At 69.7% G+C, this 15318-nt stretch carries 15 protein-coding genes and 2 tRNA genes; 8 read left to right on the forward strand and 9 right to left on the reverse strand.

Annotation, left to right across the window (positions count from 1 at the left end; all coding sequences use genetic code 11):
• Positions 1–10: 10 nt before the first annotated feature.
• On the reverse strand, positions 11–364 hold the full coding sequence (locus tag IE307_RS26360) for a MerR family transcriptional regulator (RefSeq protein ID WP_191302034.1): 354 nt from the start codon (positions 362–364) through the stop codon (positions 11–13).
• 48 nt (positions 365–412) lie between these two features.
• On the opposite strand from IE307_RS26360, the gene IE307_RS26365 reads away from it, so the two are divergent.
• Positions 413–979 (forward strand): TetR/AcrR family transcriptional regulator, encoded by a 567-nt coding sequence (locus IE307_RS26365; RefSeq protein WP_191302035.1) that lies wholly within the window; start codon positions 413–415, stop codon positions 977–979.
• 3 nt (positions 980–982) lie between these two features.
• Here IE307_RS26365 and IE307_RS26370 read toward each other — a convergent pair whose 3' ends face one another.
• The gene (locus IE307_RS26370; RefSeq protein WP_191302036.1) at positions 983–1927 is read right to left on the reverse strand and encodes a PDR/VanB family oxidoreductase; all 945 of its coding nucleotides are present in this window, start codon (positions 1925–1927) and stop codon (positions 983–985) included.
• A 145-nt stretch (positions 1928–2072) separates the two neighbouring features.
• On the opposite strand from IE307_RS26370, the gene IE307_RS26375 reads away from it, so the two are divergent.
• The 4 genes from IE307_RS26375 to IE307_RS26390 all read left to right on the forward strand — a co-directional run bounded on the left by IE307_RS26375 (position 2073) and on the right by IE307_RS26390 (position 5367).
• Positions 2073–2453, forward strand: coding sequence for a DsrE family protein (locus IE307_RS26375; RefSeq protein ID WP_191302037.1), 381 nt, complete (start codon positions 2073–2075; stop codon positions 2451–2453).
• Positions 2454–2457: 4 nt separating this feature from the next.
• Complete coding sequence (locus tag IE307_RS26380; protein WP_191302038.1) at positions 2458–3357, forward strand: pyridoxamine 5'-phosphate oxidase family protein; 900 nt, start codon at positions 2458–2460, stop codon at positions 3355–3357.
• A 70-nt stretch (positions 3358–3427) separates the two neighbouring features.
• A complete protein-coding gene (locus IE307_RS26385) occupies positions 3428–4624 on the forward strand; it encodes a trans-sulfuration enzyme family protein (RefSeq protein ID WP_191302039.1) in 1197 nt (398 codons plus the stop codon).
• Positions 4625–4644: 20 nt separating this feature from the next.
• Complete coding sequence (locus tag IE307_RS26390; RefSeq protein ID WP_191302040.1) at positions 4645–5367, forward strand: mycothiol-dependent nitroreductase Rv2466c family protein; 723 nt, start codon at positions 4645–4647, stop codon at positions 5365–5367.
• 118 nt (positions 5368–5485) lie between these two features.
• Here IE307_RS26390 and IE307_RS26395 read toward each other — a convergent pair.
• Positions 5486–5559, reverse strand: a tRNA-Lys gene (locus tag IE307_RS26395).
• 269 nt (positions 5560–5828) lie between these two features.
• Here IE307_RS26395 and IE307_RS26400 point away from each other — a divergent pair.
• Positions 5829–6983 (forward strand): L,D-transpeptidase, encoded by a 1155-nt coding sequence (locus tag IE307_RS26400; RefSeq protein ID WP_229905076.1) that lies wholly within the window; start codon positions 5829–5831, stop codon positions 6981–6983.
• A gap of 4 nt (positions 6984–6987) precedes the next feature.
• Here IE307_RS26400 and IE307_RS26405 read toward each other — a convergent pair whose 3' ends face one another.
• From IE307_RS26405 to orn, 3 genes are all read right to left on the reverse strand, one after another.
• The gene (locus IE307_RS26405; protein WP_191302042.1) at positions 6988–8613 is read right to left on the reverse strand and encodes an ABC-F family ATP-binding cassette domain-containing protein; all 1626 of its coding nucleotides are present in this window, start codon (positions 8611–8613) and stop codon (positions 6988–6990) included.
• A gap of 58 nt (positions 8614–8671) precedes the next feature.
• Positions 8672–8744, reverse strand: a tRNA-His gene (locus IE307_RS26410).
• Positions 8745–8809: 65 nt separating this feature from the next.
• Positions 8810–9415, reverse strand: a complete 606-nt coding sequence (gene orn / locus IE307_RS26415) for an oligoribonuclease (protein WP_191302043.1) — start codon at positions 9413–9415, stop codon at positions 8810–8812.
• Positions 9416–9487: 72 nt separating this feature from the next.
• Between orn and IE307_RS26420 the strand changes: the two genes are divergently transcribed.
• The gene (locus tag IE307_RS26420) at positions 9488–10999 is read left to right on the forward strand and encodes a helicase HerA-like domain-containing protein (protein WP_191302044.1); all 1512 of its coding nucleotides are present in this window, start codon (positions 9488–9490) and stop codon (positions 10997–10999) included.
• Here the strand turns inward: IE307_RS26420 and IE307_RS26425 are convergent.
• A complete protein-coding gene (locus tag IE307_RS26425; protein ID WP_191302187.1) occupies positions 10931–12190 on the reverse strand; it encodes an MFS transporter in 1260 nt (419 codons plus the stop codon). The genes IE307_RS26420 and IE307_RS26425 overlap by 69 nt on opposite strands.
• 77 nt (positions 12191–12267) lie before the next feature.
• Here IE307_RS26425 and IE307_RS26430 point away from each other — a divergent pair, with 77 nt between their 5' ends.
• Positions 12268–13203, forward strand: coding sequence for a GlxA family transcriptional regulator (locus tag IE307_RS26430; RefSeq protein WP_191302045.1), 936 nt, complete (start codon positions 12268–12270; stop codon positions 13201–13203).
• On the opposite strand, the gene IE307_RS26435 is transcribed toward IE307_RS26430, so the two are convergent.
• On the reverse strand, positions 13182–14732 hold the full coding sequence (locus IE307_RS26435) for a PH domain-containing protein (RefSeq protein ID WP_229905077.1): 1551 nt from the start codon (positions 14730–14732) through the stop codon (positions 13182–13184). The genes IE307_RS26430 and IE307_RS26435 overlap by 22 nt on opposite strands.
• Positions 14729–15217, reverse strand: coding sequence for a PH domain-containing protein (locus tag IE307_RS26440; RefSeq protein ID WP_308436402.1), 489 nt, complete (start codon positions 15215–15217; stop codon positions 14729–14731). Before IE307_RS26440 ends, IE307_RS26435 begins: the two co-directional genes overlap by 4 nt.
• Positions 15218–15318 lie beyond the last annotated feature (101 nt).

Genomic DNA, 15318 nt, shown 5'->3' on the forward strand with positions numbered 1-15318 from the left:
CGTGCGTCTCTCACCCGCTGGCGACGGCGTCGAGGTAGGCGTCCATCGCCTCGAGGTTCCGCGCGAGGTCGTCGAGGCGGCCGGCCATGCGGTCCCGTTCCTCCCGGACCCGGTCGAGGAAGTCCGGGGCGGGGTACCGGGAACTCGCCGCCTCGGCGAGGCAGGGCAGCACGGCTCGGATGATCTCGGTCGTCATGCCCGCGTCGAGCAGGCTGCGGATCTGCTCGACCCTGGCGACGAGGGGCTCGTCGTAGTCGCGGTACCCGTTCTCCTGCCGCCTCGGGCTGAGGAGGCCTTGTTCCTCGTAGTAGCGCAGCAGCCGGGAGGACACGCCGGTCCTGTCGGACAGCTCTTTGATCCTCATCGCGCGGCTCCCGCCTCTATTTGACTGAATGTTCGGTAATGTCGTGGCATGGCGCGACCACCTTCCATCGACGAGGCCGAACTGCTCGACGCGTTGATCGCGGTTTTCCGGGAGAAGGGCTTCGACGGCACCGCGATCGGTGACCTGTCGGCCGCCTCGGGACTGCAGCGCGCGAGCCTCTACCACCGCTACCCCAACGGCAAGGAGGAGATGGCCGAGGCGGTCCTCGCCAAGGTCGGCGAGCGGTTCCTGTGGATCCTGGCGCCGATGCGCGAGGACGAGGACGTCGCGCGGGGGATGGCCGAGACCGCTCGCCGTCTCGGTGACTTCTACGGTGCGGGAGCGTTGTCCTGCGTGCTGGACACCATGACGCTGGCCGGGACACCGGAACGGGTCCGGGAGCACGCGCGGTCGTTGGCGCAGGCGTGGATCAGCGCGATGGCCGAGGCGTCGCAACGTGCGGGGCGCGGGCCCGGCGAGGCGTTGCGCGCGGCCAAGGACGCGTTCCTGCGCATCGAGGGGGCGTTGGTGCTGGGGAGGGTGCTGGGCGACCACGAGGCCTTCGCCGAGAGCATCGCGCTCATGCCGAGCCTCCTGATGCCGGAGAAGGGCTGACGGTCAGAGGTCGAGCACCAGCCGTGCGCACCGGGAGCGCGAGACGCAGATCATCATCGTGTCCGGCGCCGCGGAGTGGTCGAGGTAGTCGTCCCGGTGGTCCGGCACGCCCTCGACCACGCGGGTCTCGCAGGTGCCGCAGAACCCTTGCGCGCACGAGTAGTCCGCTTCGACGCCGGCTTCGAGCAGGGCGTCCAGCACCGAGACGCCTTCCTCCACTCGAACGTCCACTCCGGACCGCGCGCAGTGGACGTCGAACGCCGTGGTCCCCTCCTGCGCCTCCGGGGTGAACCGCTCCACGTGCACCGTGCCGGGTTCCCAGTCGCGGCAGGCGTCCTGCACCGCGTCGATCATCGATTCGGGGCCGCAGCAGTACACGGCGGTTCCGGCGCCGGGCGTGTCCAGCACCTCGGTGATCGGGATGCGGCCCGCGGTGTCGCGGGGGACCAGGTGGACGCGGTCCCCGAACTGGATCAGCTCGTCGGTGAAGGCCGTGGACGACCTGCTCCTGCCGCCGTACCAGAGGGTCCACGGCACGCCCGCCCGTTCGGCCTCGGTGATCATCGGCAGGAGCGGTGTGATGCCGATGCCGCCCGCCACGAACACGTACCGCTCGGCGGCTTCGAGTGTGAAGAGGTTTCTCGGTGCGCTGACGGTGAGGGGAACGCCCTCGCGCGCGTGGTCGTGGATCCACGCGGAACCGCCTCGCGACGGCTGTGCCAGGAGGATCGCGATCCGCCAGCTCGACCGGTCGGCCGGGTCGCCGCACAACGAGTACTGGCGCGTCAGGCCGCTGGGCAGGGTCACGTCGACGTGCGCGCCCGGACGCCACGGCGGTAGGTCCTGACCGTCGGCGGGCACCAGCGTCAAGGCGATCACGCCCGTCGCGACCGGCGTTCTCGCCGCGATCGTGATGGCCGGTGTCGTGATGGACGGCGAGATGGTCATGGCAGCTCCTCGGTCGGCTTGTTACCGAACGTACGGTAAAAAACAGGACCCGAGCAAACGGGTGTCATCGAGGTCACTTGTACTTTACCGATCGTTCGGTAATTATGGATCGCGTTGGCCAGTCCGGAACTCGAGGAGAACTCTCATGACCAGCAAGACCGCCGTAGTGGTGCTGTCCGACCCGTCCACCGGCTCCGAGGAGGCGCTGGGTCGCGTCTTCAACGCGCTCGCCACCGCGTGGGAGTTCGCGCAGGGCGGCGAGGCCCTCGTCGTCTTCCAGGGCGCGGCGACCCGCTGGCCCGCCGTGCTGGCGGACCCGGAGCACCCCGCGCACGAGCTCTACACCGCGGTGAAGAAGCAGGTCGCCACGGTGGCGTCGCAGGGGTGCGCGGTCGTCTTCGGCGCGACCGAGGGCGTCGAGAACGAGGACATCGACCAGATCAGCCAGAACCTGGCGCCCGGCACCAACGGTGTCGCGAGCATCAGGGAACTGGTCGTGTCCGGCTACAGCGTCCTGACCTTCTGACGTCATGACCGGCCTCGTCGACCGGCTCGCCTTCCACCCCGGCGAGCTCGAAGCGCAAAGGGTGGCCGGAACCTCCGAGCTGGCGGCGAGGGTCCGGCCGATCATCTCCGACGCCATCCCGCGCGGGGCGTTCGACTTCCTGACACGCCAGCAGATGCTCGTGCTGGGCGCGCAGGACCACGACGGACGCCCCTGGGCCACCAGCCTCGTCGGCCAGGAGGGGTTCCTGTCCGCGGCCGGCCCGCACACGTTGCGGGCGAACGCGGTCGTGGTGCCCACAGACCCGTTGGCCGGCGTGCTGCGGGACGAAGCGGACGTGGGCACGCTGGCCATCGACCTGGTGATGCGCAAGAGGTTGCGCGTCAACGGCCGGTGGCGGCCCGTGGACGGCGGCGGTGAGATCGACGTGCACCAGGCGTTCGGCAACTGCCCGAAGTACATCCAGGCCCGCGTGATGACGCAGGAACCGGCGGGCTTCCGGCCCGTGGCGCGGCGGAGCGAGGTGCTCGACACGCGCCAGTCGGTCCTCGTGTCCACCGCCGACACGTTCTTCATCGCGACCGCCGTGGAAAGCGGTGCGGACGTCTCGCACCGCGGTGGCAACCCGGGTTTCGTGGAGGTCGTCTCGCCCGCTGAGCTGGTCTGGCCGGACTACGTGGGCAACGCGATGATGATGACCGCGGGCAACCTCAGCGTGAACCCGCTGGCGGGCTTGCTGTTCCCCGACTGGGACTCGGGGGCGACCCTGCAGCTGACGGGGACGGCGCAGGTGCGCCGGTCCGCCGGTGGCGGGAGCGGGCCCGCCAACGGGCACGAGACCGTCTTCCGGATCACCGAGGCGGTCTGGACCGAGAACGCCTTCCCCGCCGGGTGGACGGAGCCCGTCTACTCGCGCTTCAACTGAAACGTCGACGAGCCGCCGGTCTCGCCCGAGGCCGGCGGCCGTCCCGGTGACTCCTCGATGGACGGTGACGATGAACGACCGCTCGCACCTGACGACCCGCGCCGCACGAGCGGGCGCCCACGGCACTTCCGGCCGGGGCGGACCGCTGGTGCCCGCGCTGCACCAGAGCACCGTGCACAGCTACCCGGACCTGGCCTCGCTGCACCGGGTTCTCGACGGAGAGGAACGCGGGCACGCCTACTACCGCTTCGGCCACTACAACGGCCGGTTGCTCGAAGAGGCCGTCGCGGACCTGGAGGGCGCGCGGGACGCGGTCGCCACGGCGTCCGGCATGGCGGCGATCAGCGCCACGGTCCTCGCCTTGGCCGAGGCAGGAGACCACGTCGTCGCCGACCGCAACGCCTACGGAGGCACCCGCGACCTGCTCGAGGCGGATCTTCCCCGCCTCGGCGCCGAGACCGCGCTCGTTGACGCGTCCGACCTCGCCGAGGTCGAGCGCGTCCTCACCCCGAGGACCAGGCTCCTGCTCGTCGAGGCGCTGACCAACCCGACGGTGCGGGTACCGGACCTGCCCGCCCTGGTCGCGCTCGCCGGCCGCACCGGGACCACCGTCGTCGTCGACGCGACCTTCGCCACGCCCGCCCTGTTCAGACCGCTCGAACACGGAGCGGACCTGGTCTGGCACAGCGTCCCCAAGTACCTCGGCGGCCACTCCGCCGCGATGGGAGGCATCGTCGCGGGCGGCAGCGACCTAGTCGGCAGGATCCGCCGCTCGGTCGTCCACCTCGGTGGCACGCTCGGCCCGTTCGACGCGTGGATGGCGTTGCTGGGCTTGAAAACCCTCCCGCTCAGGATGCGGGCGCACACCCGCGCGGCCACCACGGTCGCGGAGTTCCTCGCCGCACATCCGGCCGTGGCGCGCGTGCACCACCCGTCACGCCCCGACCACCCTCACGCCTCGACCGCCTCCCGGCTCTTCCCCCTGGGGACAGGAGGCATGCTCTCCTTCGAACTGCGCGGCGGCCGCCCCGCGGTCGACGAGCTGATCCGCCGCCTCGCGCCGTCCATCCCGCTCTCCCCGAGCCTCGCCGACGTCGCGAGCACGCTCGTCCACCCCGCCACCACCACGCACCGGTCCCTGCCCGCGGACCAGCTCGAGCTGCTCGGGATCACCGACGGGCTGATCCGGCTCTCGGCCGGCATCGAGGAGCCCGCCGACCTCGTCGCCGAACTGGGCACCGCCCTCGCCCCACCAGAGCCGACATGAGTCCTGAAAGGACGAACGCGATGACTGACGCCGACATCAACTTCTACTTCGACCCGATCTGCCCGTTCGCCTGGATGACGAGCAAGTGGATCAGGATCGTCCAGGCGCAGCGCGGTCACACGGTCGACTGGCGGTTCATCTCCCTGCGCCTGATCAACGCGCAAATCGACTACGACAGCCACTTCCCGGCCGAGTACGAGGCCCAGCACACCGCGGGCCTGCGCCTGCTGCGGGTGGCGTCGGCGGCACGGGAACTGCACGGCCGCGAGGCGATCGGCCCCCTCTACGCCGCCTTCGGCGCGAGGATCCTCGAATCCGGCCCCGACGAGGGACGCGCCCCCGGCTGGCAGGCGGACCAGGACCTGGTCGCCGCCGCGCTGGCGGAAGCCGGCCTGCCGGCCTCGCTGACCGCCGCCCTCGACGACACCTCCCGTGACGCGGAGGTCCAGGCCGAGTCGGACGAGGCGTTGTCGTTGACGGGCAAGGACGTCGGCACACCGATCATCCACTTCGAGCCGCCGCGGGGCGTCGCCTTCTTCGGCCCGGTGATCAGCCGCATGCCGGACGAGGACCAGGCCGCCGAACTGTGGGACCACGTCGTCGGCCTGGCCCGCTTCCCGGGCTTCGCGGAGCTCAAGCGCAGCCTGCGCGAGCAACCGCAGCTGCCGTCGTTCGGCGTGACGACGCAGGAGACCGGCGAGGTCGAGGACTGGCACGCCGGAAGCCGCAGGCTCAAGAAGTAGCCCTCGGCCGCCGAACACGCTCGCGGTTCGCGAACCGTGGTGCGGAAACGGGGAATGGGGAGAAACCCGGAAAAGCAGAGAAGCAGGCAGAGACGAATCTCTGCCTGCTTCTCTGGAGTACGCCGCCAGGGACTCGAACCCCGGACCCGCTGATTAAGAGTCAGCTGCTCTAACCAACTGAGCTAGCGGCGCTTGTTTGTGTGCCGGAGGCTTGCTCGTTTCCGACGTGAAGAACGTTAGCACAGCGCCTCCACGCGCTCCCAATCGGCTGGTCAGGCGGGTTTGGGAGGTGCATCGGCCACGTAACGATCCGGCCACTCGCGCAACTTCGGGGCACCTCGTGTCGTCACCTAATCGGGGGACAGCGAAACACCTTGCGTGCAGGCAGTCTCGGGAGTGGCGACAAGCAGATCGGAAGTACGCCGATGGGGATGTGGAGCAGGCGCGGTCGTGGGGTGGTCATGGCGGGAATCGCTGTGATGCTGATCGCAGGCTGTTCAGGAGGAGCCGACACCGCGTCCGGGGGTGGCGGTGGTGAGTCGAGTGCGCCTCCTCCTCCGCCGCCCAAGCCCGTCACGCTGACGCTCGCGCTGAACAACGGTGCGGCCGACGTGTCGCCTGGGCTGCCGGTCATCGCCACGGCGGCGGACGGGAAGCTGACGGACGTCAAGCTGACCAACCCCGAGGGGAAGGTCGTCGAGGGGAAGATGAACCCCGAGTCGACGCAGTGGACGAACACGGAACCGCTCGGGTACTCCAAGGCGTACAAGCTCGTCGCGACGGCGACCGGTGAGGACGGCAAGACGGAGACCAAGGAGTCGACCTTCACGACCGTGAAGCCGCGCACGCTCACGTACGTGTCGACGAACCCGCAGGACGGCACGACCATCGGCGTGGGGCAGCCGCTGGCCTTCTACTTCGACGAGCCGGTGGCCGACAAGGTCGCGGCCGAGAAGATGCTGGAGATCACCACCGAGCCCAAGGTCGAGGGCGCCTTCTACTGGTTCAACAAGAAGGAGGTGCACTGGCGTCCGGAGAAGTTCTGGAAGTCGGGCACCAAGATCACCATGCACGTGAAGGTCTACGGCAAGCACGTCGGCAACGGCATCTACGGCCAGGAAGACCGCGTCATCACCACGACGGTCGGTGACGAGGTCATCCACGAGGCCGACGGTCAGACGCACCAGGTGGTCACCAAGGTCAACGGCCAGGTCGTGCGCACCATGCCGACGTCGATGGGCAAGCCCGCCGACGCCACGCCCATCGGCACGTACGTGCTGATGGAGAAGCACGACCACATGATCATGGACTCGACCACGTACGGCCTCGCGCTGGAGAACGGCGGCTACAAGACGCCGGTGGACTGGGCGTACCGGATGTCCAACAGCGGCATCTTCTTCCACGGCGCGCCGTGGTCGGTCGGGGACCAGGGCCACCGCAACGTGAGCCACGGCTGCCTGAACCTGTCGCCGGAGAACGCCAAGTGGGTGTTCGACAACAGCAAGCAGGGCGACGTCGTGATCGTCACCAACTCCGGCGGTCCCGTGCTGGAGCCGTGGGACGGCTTCGGCGACTGGCAGGTCCCGTGGGCCACCTGGGTCCAGGGCAACCGCTAGAGCTCTAGGAGACCGTCACCTGGCCGGCCGCAACGGTCAGGTGACGGTTCACCTGCACGGCCTCGAGCATCCGCCGGTCGTGCGTGACCAGCAGCAACGTGCCGGTGTAGCTGTCGAGCGCCGACTCCAGCTGCTCGATCGCGGCCAGGTCCAGGTGGTTCGTCGGCTCGTCGAGCACCAGCAGGTTCACCCCGCGGCCCTGCAGCAGCGCCAGCGCGGCCCGCGTCCGCTCGCCCGGTGAGAGCGACGCCGCCGTCCGCATGACGTGCGCCGCCTTCAGCCCGAACTTCGCCAGCAACGTGCGCACGTCGGCCGGGTTCATCTCCGGCACGGCCTCCTCGAACGCGTCGACGAGCGGCTGGTCGCCCAGGAACAGGCCGCGCGCCTGGTCCACCTCGCCGACCACGACGCCGGAGCCCAGGGTCGCGTAGCCCGAGGCCAGCTCGACCCGTCCCAGCAGCGCGCCCAGCAACGTCGACTTGCCCGCGCCGTTCGCGCCGGTGATCGCGACCCGGTCCGCCCAGTCGATCTGCAGGTCCACCGGGCCCAGCCGGAACCCGCCGCGTTCGACCACGGCGGCCCGCAGGGACGCCACGACCGCGCCGGAACGGGGAGCGGACGCGATCTCCATCCGCAGCTCCCACTCCTTGCGGGGTTCCTCGACGACGTCCAGCCGTTCGATCATGCGATCGGTCTGGCGGGCCTTCGAGGCCTGCTTCTCGGTGGCGTCGGCGCGGAACTTGCGGGCGTTCTTGTCGTTGTCGCCCGCCTTGCGCCGGGCGTTCTTCACGCCCTTCTCCATCCACGAACGCTGCATGCGCGCACGGGCCTCCAACGAGGCCTTGGTGTCCGCGAACTCCTCGTAGTCGTCACGGGCGTGCTGGCGCGCACGGGCGCGTTCCTCGAGGTACGACTCGTAGCCGCCGCCGTAGAGGTGCACGGCGTTCTGGTGCAGGTCGAGCTCCAGAACACTGGTGACAGTGCGGGCCAGGAACTCGCGGTCGTGCGACACCAGCACGGTGGCGGCGCGCAGGCCCGTGACGAACTTCTCCAGCCGCTCCAGGCCGTCGAGGTCCAGGTCGTTGGTCGGCTCGTCGAGCAGGAAGACGTCGTAGCGGCTCAGCAGCAACGACGCCATGCCCGCGCGGGCGGCCTGGCCGCCGGACAGCGAGGTCATCAGCGCGTCGAGGCCCACGGAGAGCCCGAGGTCGGCGACGACCTCCAGCGAACGCTCCTCCAGGTCCGCGCCGCCCAGCGCGAGCCACTGGTCCAACGCGTCGGAGTAGCCCTCGTCGTTGCCGGCGGTCAACGCCTCGGTGGCCACGTCCAGGGCCTTCTGGGCCTCCGCTACACCGGTGCGGCGGGCCAGGAAGTCGCGGACCGTCTCCCCTTCGAAGCGCTCCGGTTCCTGCGCGAGGTGCCCGACGTTGGCCGACGGCGGGTTCAGCGAGACACGGCCGGACTCGGCGGGGATCAGCCCGGCCAGGGTCTTCAGCAACGTCGACTTGCCCGCGCCGTTCACGCCGACGAGGCCGATCACGTCACCGGGAGCGACCACCAGGTCGAGTCCGGAGAAGAGGACGCGATCACCGTGACCGGCGGCGAGGTCCTTGGCGACGAGCGTGGTCATGACGACTCCCGTAAACGTGAAGAAAGGCCCCCGCGGAAGCGGAGGCCTTTCGACAAAGGGTGAGTGACGGGACTTGAACCCGCGACACCTGGGATCACAACCCAGTGCTCTACCGACTGAGCTACACCCACCATTGCTGGTCGTTGACCGGCGAGGAAAGCATAGCAACGGCATCCACCAAGATAAAAATCAGGGGTCAGTCAGCGTTCTTCAGCAGGTCAGCGGCCACGGCCTGGGCCTGTTCGGTCGACGGGCCGGGCTGCGGCACGAACGCCGTCCGCCGGTAGTACGCGAGCTCCCGGATCGACTCGACGATGTCGGCGAGCGCCCGGTGCGCGAGGCCCTTGCCCGGCTGCGCGTAGTAGATGCGCGGGTACCAGCGCCGGCACAGCTCCTTGATCGACGACACGTCGACCATGCGGTAGTGCAGGTGGGCGTCGAGCGCCGGCATGTCGCGCGCGATGAAGCCGCGGTCGGTGGCGATGGAGTTGCCGGCCAGGGGGGCGGTCCGGGGGTCCGGCACCCACTCCTTGATGTAGGCCAGCACGGCGGCCTCGGCCTCTTCCAACGACACCGCGGACGCGCGCACCTCCTCGGTCAGCCCCGACTTGGCGTGCATCTGCACGACGACTTCCGGCATCGAGGCGAGCACTTCGTCGGAAGCGTGGATCACGATGTCCACGCCGTCGCCGAGCACGTTGAGCTCGGCGTCCGTGACCAGTGCCGCGATCTCGATCAGAGCGTCCTTGCCCAGGTCGAGTCCGGTCATCTCGCAGTCGATCCACACCAGACGATCCATCACCCCCGGAACATTACTGCGCGGAGCGTCAACTTCGAGTGGCGGCGTGCAGCAACCTGGTTACGCTCCCCGTGCATGACGGCTCAAGCTGAGATCGCCGCGGGGTACGCGTCCGAGGGCGCGGCCATCGAACTCGGCGCCGTGCTGGTCGACGGGACCGTCGAGTCGACCGCGCACGTCCGCATCCCGTTGTCCATGGTCAACCGCCACGGACTTGTCGCAGGCGCAACGGGAACCGGCAAGACCAAGACCCTCCAACTGCTCGCCGAGCAGCTGTCGAACAACGGCGTCCCGGTGCTGATGGCGGACGTGAAGGGCGATCTGTCCGGTCTGTCGCAGCAGGGCCAGGACAGCGACCGCACGAAGACCCGCGCCGCCGACACCGGCGACGACTGGCAGGCCACGGCGTTCCCCGTGCAGTTCCTGTCGATCGGCACCGGCGGCATCGGCGTGCCCTTGCGGGCGAGCATCACGAGCTTCGGGCCGATCCTGCTGTCGAAGGTGCTGGGCCTGAACGACACCCAGGAGTCGACGCTCGGCCTGATCTTCCACTGGGCCGACTCGAAGGGCCTGCCGCTGCTCGACACCAAGGACCTCCGCAGCGTCATCCAGCACCTCACCAGCGACGAGGGCAAGGCCGACCTCAAGGGCATCGGCGGTGTCTCGAGCTCCACGGCCGGGGTCATCCTGCGGGCGCTCGTCAACCTGGAGGCGCAGGGCGGCGACCGGTTCTTCGGCGAACCGGAGCTCGACCCGGCCGACCTGATGCGCGAACGCGACGGCAAGGGCGTCGTGAGCCTGCTGGAACTGGCCGAGCTGCAGGGCAACCCGGCGCTGTTCTCCACGTTCCTGATGTGGTTGCTGGCGGAGCTGTTCGAGACGCTGCCGGAGGAGGGCGACGTCGAGAAGCCCAAGCTGGTCTTCTTCTTCGACGAGGCGCACCTGCTGTTCTCGAACGCCTCCAAGGCGTTCCTCGACCAGATCACCCAGACCGTGAAGCTCATCCGGTCCAAGGGGATCGGCGTCTTCTTCTGCACGCAGCTGCCGACCGACATCCCGAACGACGTGCTGTCGCAGCTCGGCGCCCGCGTCCAGCACGCCTTGCGCGCGTTCACGCCCGACGACCAGAAGGCGTTGGCGCGCACGGTGAAGACGTATCCGACGACACCGCACTACGACCTGGAGAAGGCCCTCACGTCGCTCGGCATCGGCGAGGCCGTCATCACCGTGCTGAGCGAGAAGGGCGCTCCGACCCCGGTCGCGTGGACTCGCCTGCGGGCGCCGCGCTCGTTGATGGACACCATCGGCAACGACGCCATCAAGCAGGCGGCCTCCCAGAGCGATCTCCACGGCAAGTACTCGGAGACGATCGACCGCGAGTCGGCCTACGAGCAGCTGATGCAGAAGGTCGCTCCACCGCAGGAAGAACACTTCCCGGAACCTCAGCGGCAGGAGAAGGAGGAACCGGGGATGGTCGAGAAGGTGCTGGGCAACAGCGCCGTGAAGTCGTTCCTGCGGTCAGCCGGCAGCGCCCTGGCGCGTGAGATCACGCGCGGGCTCTTCGGGACTTCGCGCAAGCGACGCTGACAGCACGGCCGCGCCGATGCAGAGGGCGCCCGCGACGTACCAGGCCAGGTCGTAGCTGCCCAGGTGGTCGCGGGTGAGCCCGGCCGCCGAGGCCGCGATCGCCGCGCCGAGCTGGTGCGAGGCGAACACCCAGCCGAACACGACGGGCCCGGACATGCCGAAGTACTGGCGGCACAACGCCACGGTCGGCGGCACGGTCGCGACCCAGTCGAGGCCGTAGAAGATGATGAACACCAGCATCGACGGGTGCGCCGACTCGCCGAACAGCTGCGGCAGCAGCATCAGCGAGAGACCGCGCAACGCGTAGTAGCCCGCCAGCAGCAGCCGCGAGTCGACGCGGTCGGTCAGCCAGCCGGACGCGATCGTGCCCACGATGTCGAACACGCCCACGAGTGCCAGCAACCCGGCCGCGGTCGTCGTCGGCATGCCGTGGTCGTGCGCGGCGGGGATGAAGTGCGTGCCCACCAGACCGTTCGTGGACGCGCCGCAGATCGCGAACCCGCCTGCCAGCAGCCAGAACGGCCGGGTCTTCGCGGCCTGCACCAGACCGCCGATGGCACGGCGAGCGGCACCACCGCCCGGCGGCGGGGGAGTGTCCTCGGACGCGCCGAGCGGCAGCAGCCCCACGTCACGCGGGTACTCGCGCAGGAAGAACGCGGCCAGCGGCACGACGGCCAGCGCGGCGATGCAGATCACCAGCGACGCGGGCCGCCAGCCGTAGGTCGCGGACAGCCACGCCACCAGCGGCAGGAACACCAGCTGCCCGGCCGCGCCACCCGCCGTCAGCACGCCCGTGACCAGGCCGCGGTGCTTCACGAACCAGCGCCCGGTGATCGTCGCGACGAACGCCAGCGCCATCGAACCGGTGCCGAGCCCGACCACGACGCCCCACAGCAGCACCAGCTGCCACGACGTGGTCATGAACACCGTCAGCCCGCTGCCGATCGCGACCATGGTCAGCGCCCAGGTCACCACGACCCGCACGCCGAACTTGTCCATCAGCGCGGCCGCGAACGGCGCGGTCAGCCCGTACAGCAGCAGGTTGATCGAGATGGCGAGCGAGATCGTGGCCGTCGACCACCCGAACTCCGCCCGCAGGGGCTCGATCAACGCACCCGGCGCCGCGCGGAACGACGCGGCGCCCACCAGCGCGATGAAGGACACCCCTGCCACAACCCAGGCCCAATGCAGTCTCACGCCGACAAGGTTCGGTGATGGCCGACGCTCCAACCAGTGGCCCGATGGCCAACATGTGAAAGAATCCGGCCATGCACCGGATCGCCGTTCTCGCGCTCGAGAAGTCAGTCGCGTTCGACATCGGCAGCTCGACGCACATGTTCGCCCGGCTGGAGGACCGGTACGAGGTCGTCGTCTGCTCGCCGGACCGCCGGCCGATCCCCACGACCGGCGGCTTCACCATCGCGCCCGAGCACGGCTTGGAGGCGCTCCAAGACGCGGACACGGTGCTCGTGCCGGGCACGCACTACCAGCCGGCACGGGAGGGGTGGCTCGAGCCGGCCGTGCTGGAGGCGCTCACGACGACGAACGCGCGGCGGATCATGTCGATCTGCACCGGGGCGTTCGTGCTCGCCGCCGCCGGGCTGCTCGACGGCAGGCCCGCCACCACGCACTGGCGCACCACGGACCAGTTCCGCGCGCTGTACCCGCAGGTGCGGCTCAACCCGGACGTGCTGTTCGTCGACGACGGGGACGTGCTGACGTCCGCGGGCGTCGCGGCGGGCATCGACCTGTGCCTGCACGTCATCAGGTCCGACCACGGCAGCGAGGTGGCGAACTGGGTCGCCCGCTACTGCGTCGTGCCCGCGTGGCGGCAGGGCGGCCAGTCCCAGTTCGTCGACCGGCCGGTGCCGAGCTACCCGGACACCTCCACCGCGCTCGCCCGCGAGTGGGCCTTGGAGCGGCTCCAAGAACCACTCGACCTCTCCGCGATGGCCGGGCAGGTGCGGATGAGCGTGCGCACGTTCACCCGCCGGTTCCGCGCCGAGACCGGCATGTCACCGGGCCAGTGGCTGACGCAGCAGCGCGTTGACCGGGCCCGGCACCTGCTCGAGTCGACCGACCTGCCGATCGACCAGGTCGCGAACCACGCAGGCTTCGGCACCGGCGCGGCTCTGCGGCAGCAGCTCGCCGCCTCGATCGGGGTCTCGCCGAGCGCCTACCGTCAGACGTTCCGCTCGGCTTGACCGTCCACAGTGGAGTCGATCAGGAACGGGCGCAGCAGGTCCGGCACCGCCTCGTCGGCCAGCGCCAGCCCGTGGGCCTCGCCGACGTCCGTCACGTGGTAGATGCCCGCGCCCGCCGCCGTCGTCGCGCCGATCGTCATCAACCCGCTGCGGCGCTGGAAGAACGACCGCTGGATGCGCCAGCCGATGATGCCGGTGCGCTGCAACGCGACCGTGCTGCGCACCAGTGAGTTGTTGCGCGTCACCAGGTAGCGCTCGTCCAGCGCGTTGCCGAGCGAGCGGTAGTTGTCCCAGCCGACCAGCGCGGCGAGCGGGACGATCGCGGCCGGGATCGGCCACGCCCACGACGGTGCCCAGACGGCGAGTCCCACCGCGATCACGACCCACGGCATCACGTGCCGGATCACGCTGCGGCGCAACGCGGCGAACGGGTGCTTGCGCAACCGGAGCGTCGTCGGGTCGTTGCCGACCTTCAGCACGTCCCGGGACACCTGGTGCGCCACCGACAGCGGCGCGGGCGGCAGCAGCAGGTTGCTCTCGCCCTTCGAGCCCAGGCCCGTCGTCACCGCGGCGAGCTTCGCGCCCTTGCCCGCGCGCACCAGCAGCGGTTCCTGGATGTCGACGCCGCGCAGGCGTTGCTCCTCGACCGATACCGAGCGGGTGGTGAGCAGACCCCGTTGCACGCGCAGGGTTCCGTCCGGCTCGCGGGTCAGCCGGTAGTTCCAGAACTGGAGGATGTACAGCGGGATCGACAGCACGAGCCCGACCACGGCCAGCACGACGAGGAACCCGGCGAAGAGCGCGAAGCTCGGGTTCTCGAACAGCCACTCCCACAGGTCCTGCACCGGGTGCAGGCCGAGGTCGTCCGCGTAGTTGGACAGCACGCCGAACAGGGCGCCGATCGCGACGAGGCCCGACAACGACAGCGGCGCGAACTTCAGCCACTTCAGGTCGAGCTGCGAGATCACCTCGGACTCGGGCAGCGGCACCGGTTCCGCGCCGGGTTCGTCCGCTGTGACCGCCTTGGGCGCGACACCCTTCTGCAGCAACAACAACCGCAGCCGTTCGGCCTCCTGCTGCGTCACCGCGTCGAGCGTCAGTCCGTCGGTGCCGGGCACGTCCTGCTGGCCCGTGCCGATCCGCACGGCCGAGAGCCCGAAGATCCGGTGGCCCGGTTTGGAGGTGAGGTCGACCGTCCTGATGCGATCACGCGGCACCGCGAGCTGCTTGCGGGTCAACAACCCCGTGTGCAGCTCGACCTGGTCGTCGGTGATGCGGTACCGGGTGGTGCGCCAGATGAGGTAGCTGAACGCGAGGATCATCGCCACCGTCGCGCCGCTGGCGATGAGCCGCCACTTCTCGCCGTTGCCGGTGAACAGCAGCACGAAGATCGGCACCAGCATCGCGATGCTCTCGTTGAGCGGCCGCACGACCAGCATCCGCACGTGCAGCCGGTGCCACTCCTGCAGCGGCTCGACGAACTCCGGCGCGGCGGGGAGCCCGGACGGGACCTCCGCGGGGGTGCTCACGTCGCATCACCCGGCGTGGCCTGGGTGGTGTTGGTCAGCTCCACCACGAGCCTCTGCGCGAGCTCGTGCTCCAGGCCCTCGATCTCCACCGGGCCGGCGGCCGACGCCGTCGTCACCGTGACCGTGGACAGGCCGAGCATCTGCTGGAACGGCCCGCGTTTCGTGTCGATCGTCTGGATGCGCGACACCGGAGCGACCCGCCACTCCTGGTTCAGCCAGCCGGAGAGGGTGTAGACGGCGTCCGGCGTGGTCTCCCAGCGGTGGACGCGGTAGCGCCAGCTCGGCTCGACCGCGGTGTGCACGACGCCGATGACGCCCGTGGCGACCAGGAGCGCGAGCTCCCACGTGGGCGGGTTGCTCACCAGCAGGAACACGATCAGCTGGGGCACGAACAGCACGAGCCAGAACACGGCGGCCTGCATCGTCCACAGCAGGACGGACTTCGGGCTCACCTGGTGACGAGGCGTGCGCAGTTGCGGAGTCACCCCTCAAGGGTGCCTCACCGGCCCGCGGTGGTGTGGTCAGGTGTGTCAATTGGTGTGTCGGTGGCCGTGGTGGTCCCGCTTGCGAGGGAGGCGGGACCACC

The organism is Lentzea cavernae, from assembly GCF_014653695.1.
In the GTDB taxonomy this organism is placed as follows: Bacteria; Actinomycetota; Actinomycetes; order Mycobacteriales; family Pseudonocardiaceae; genus Lentzea; species Lentzea cavernae.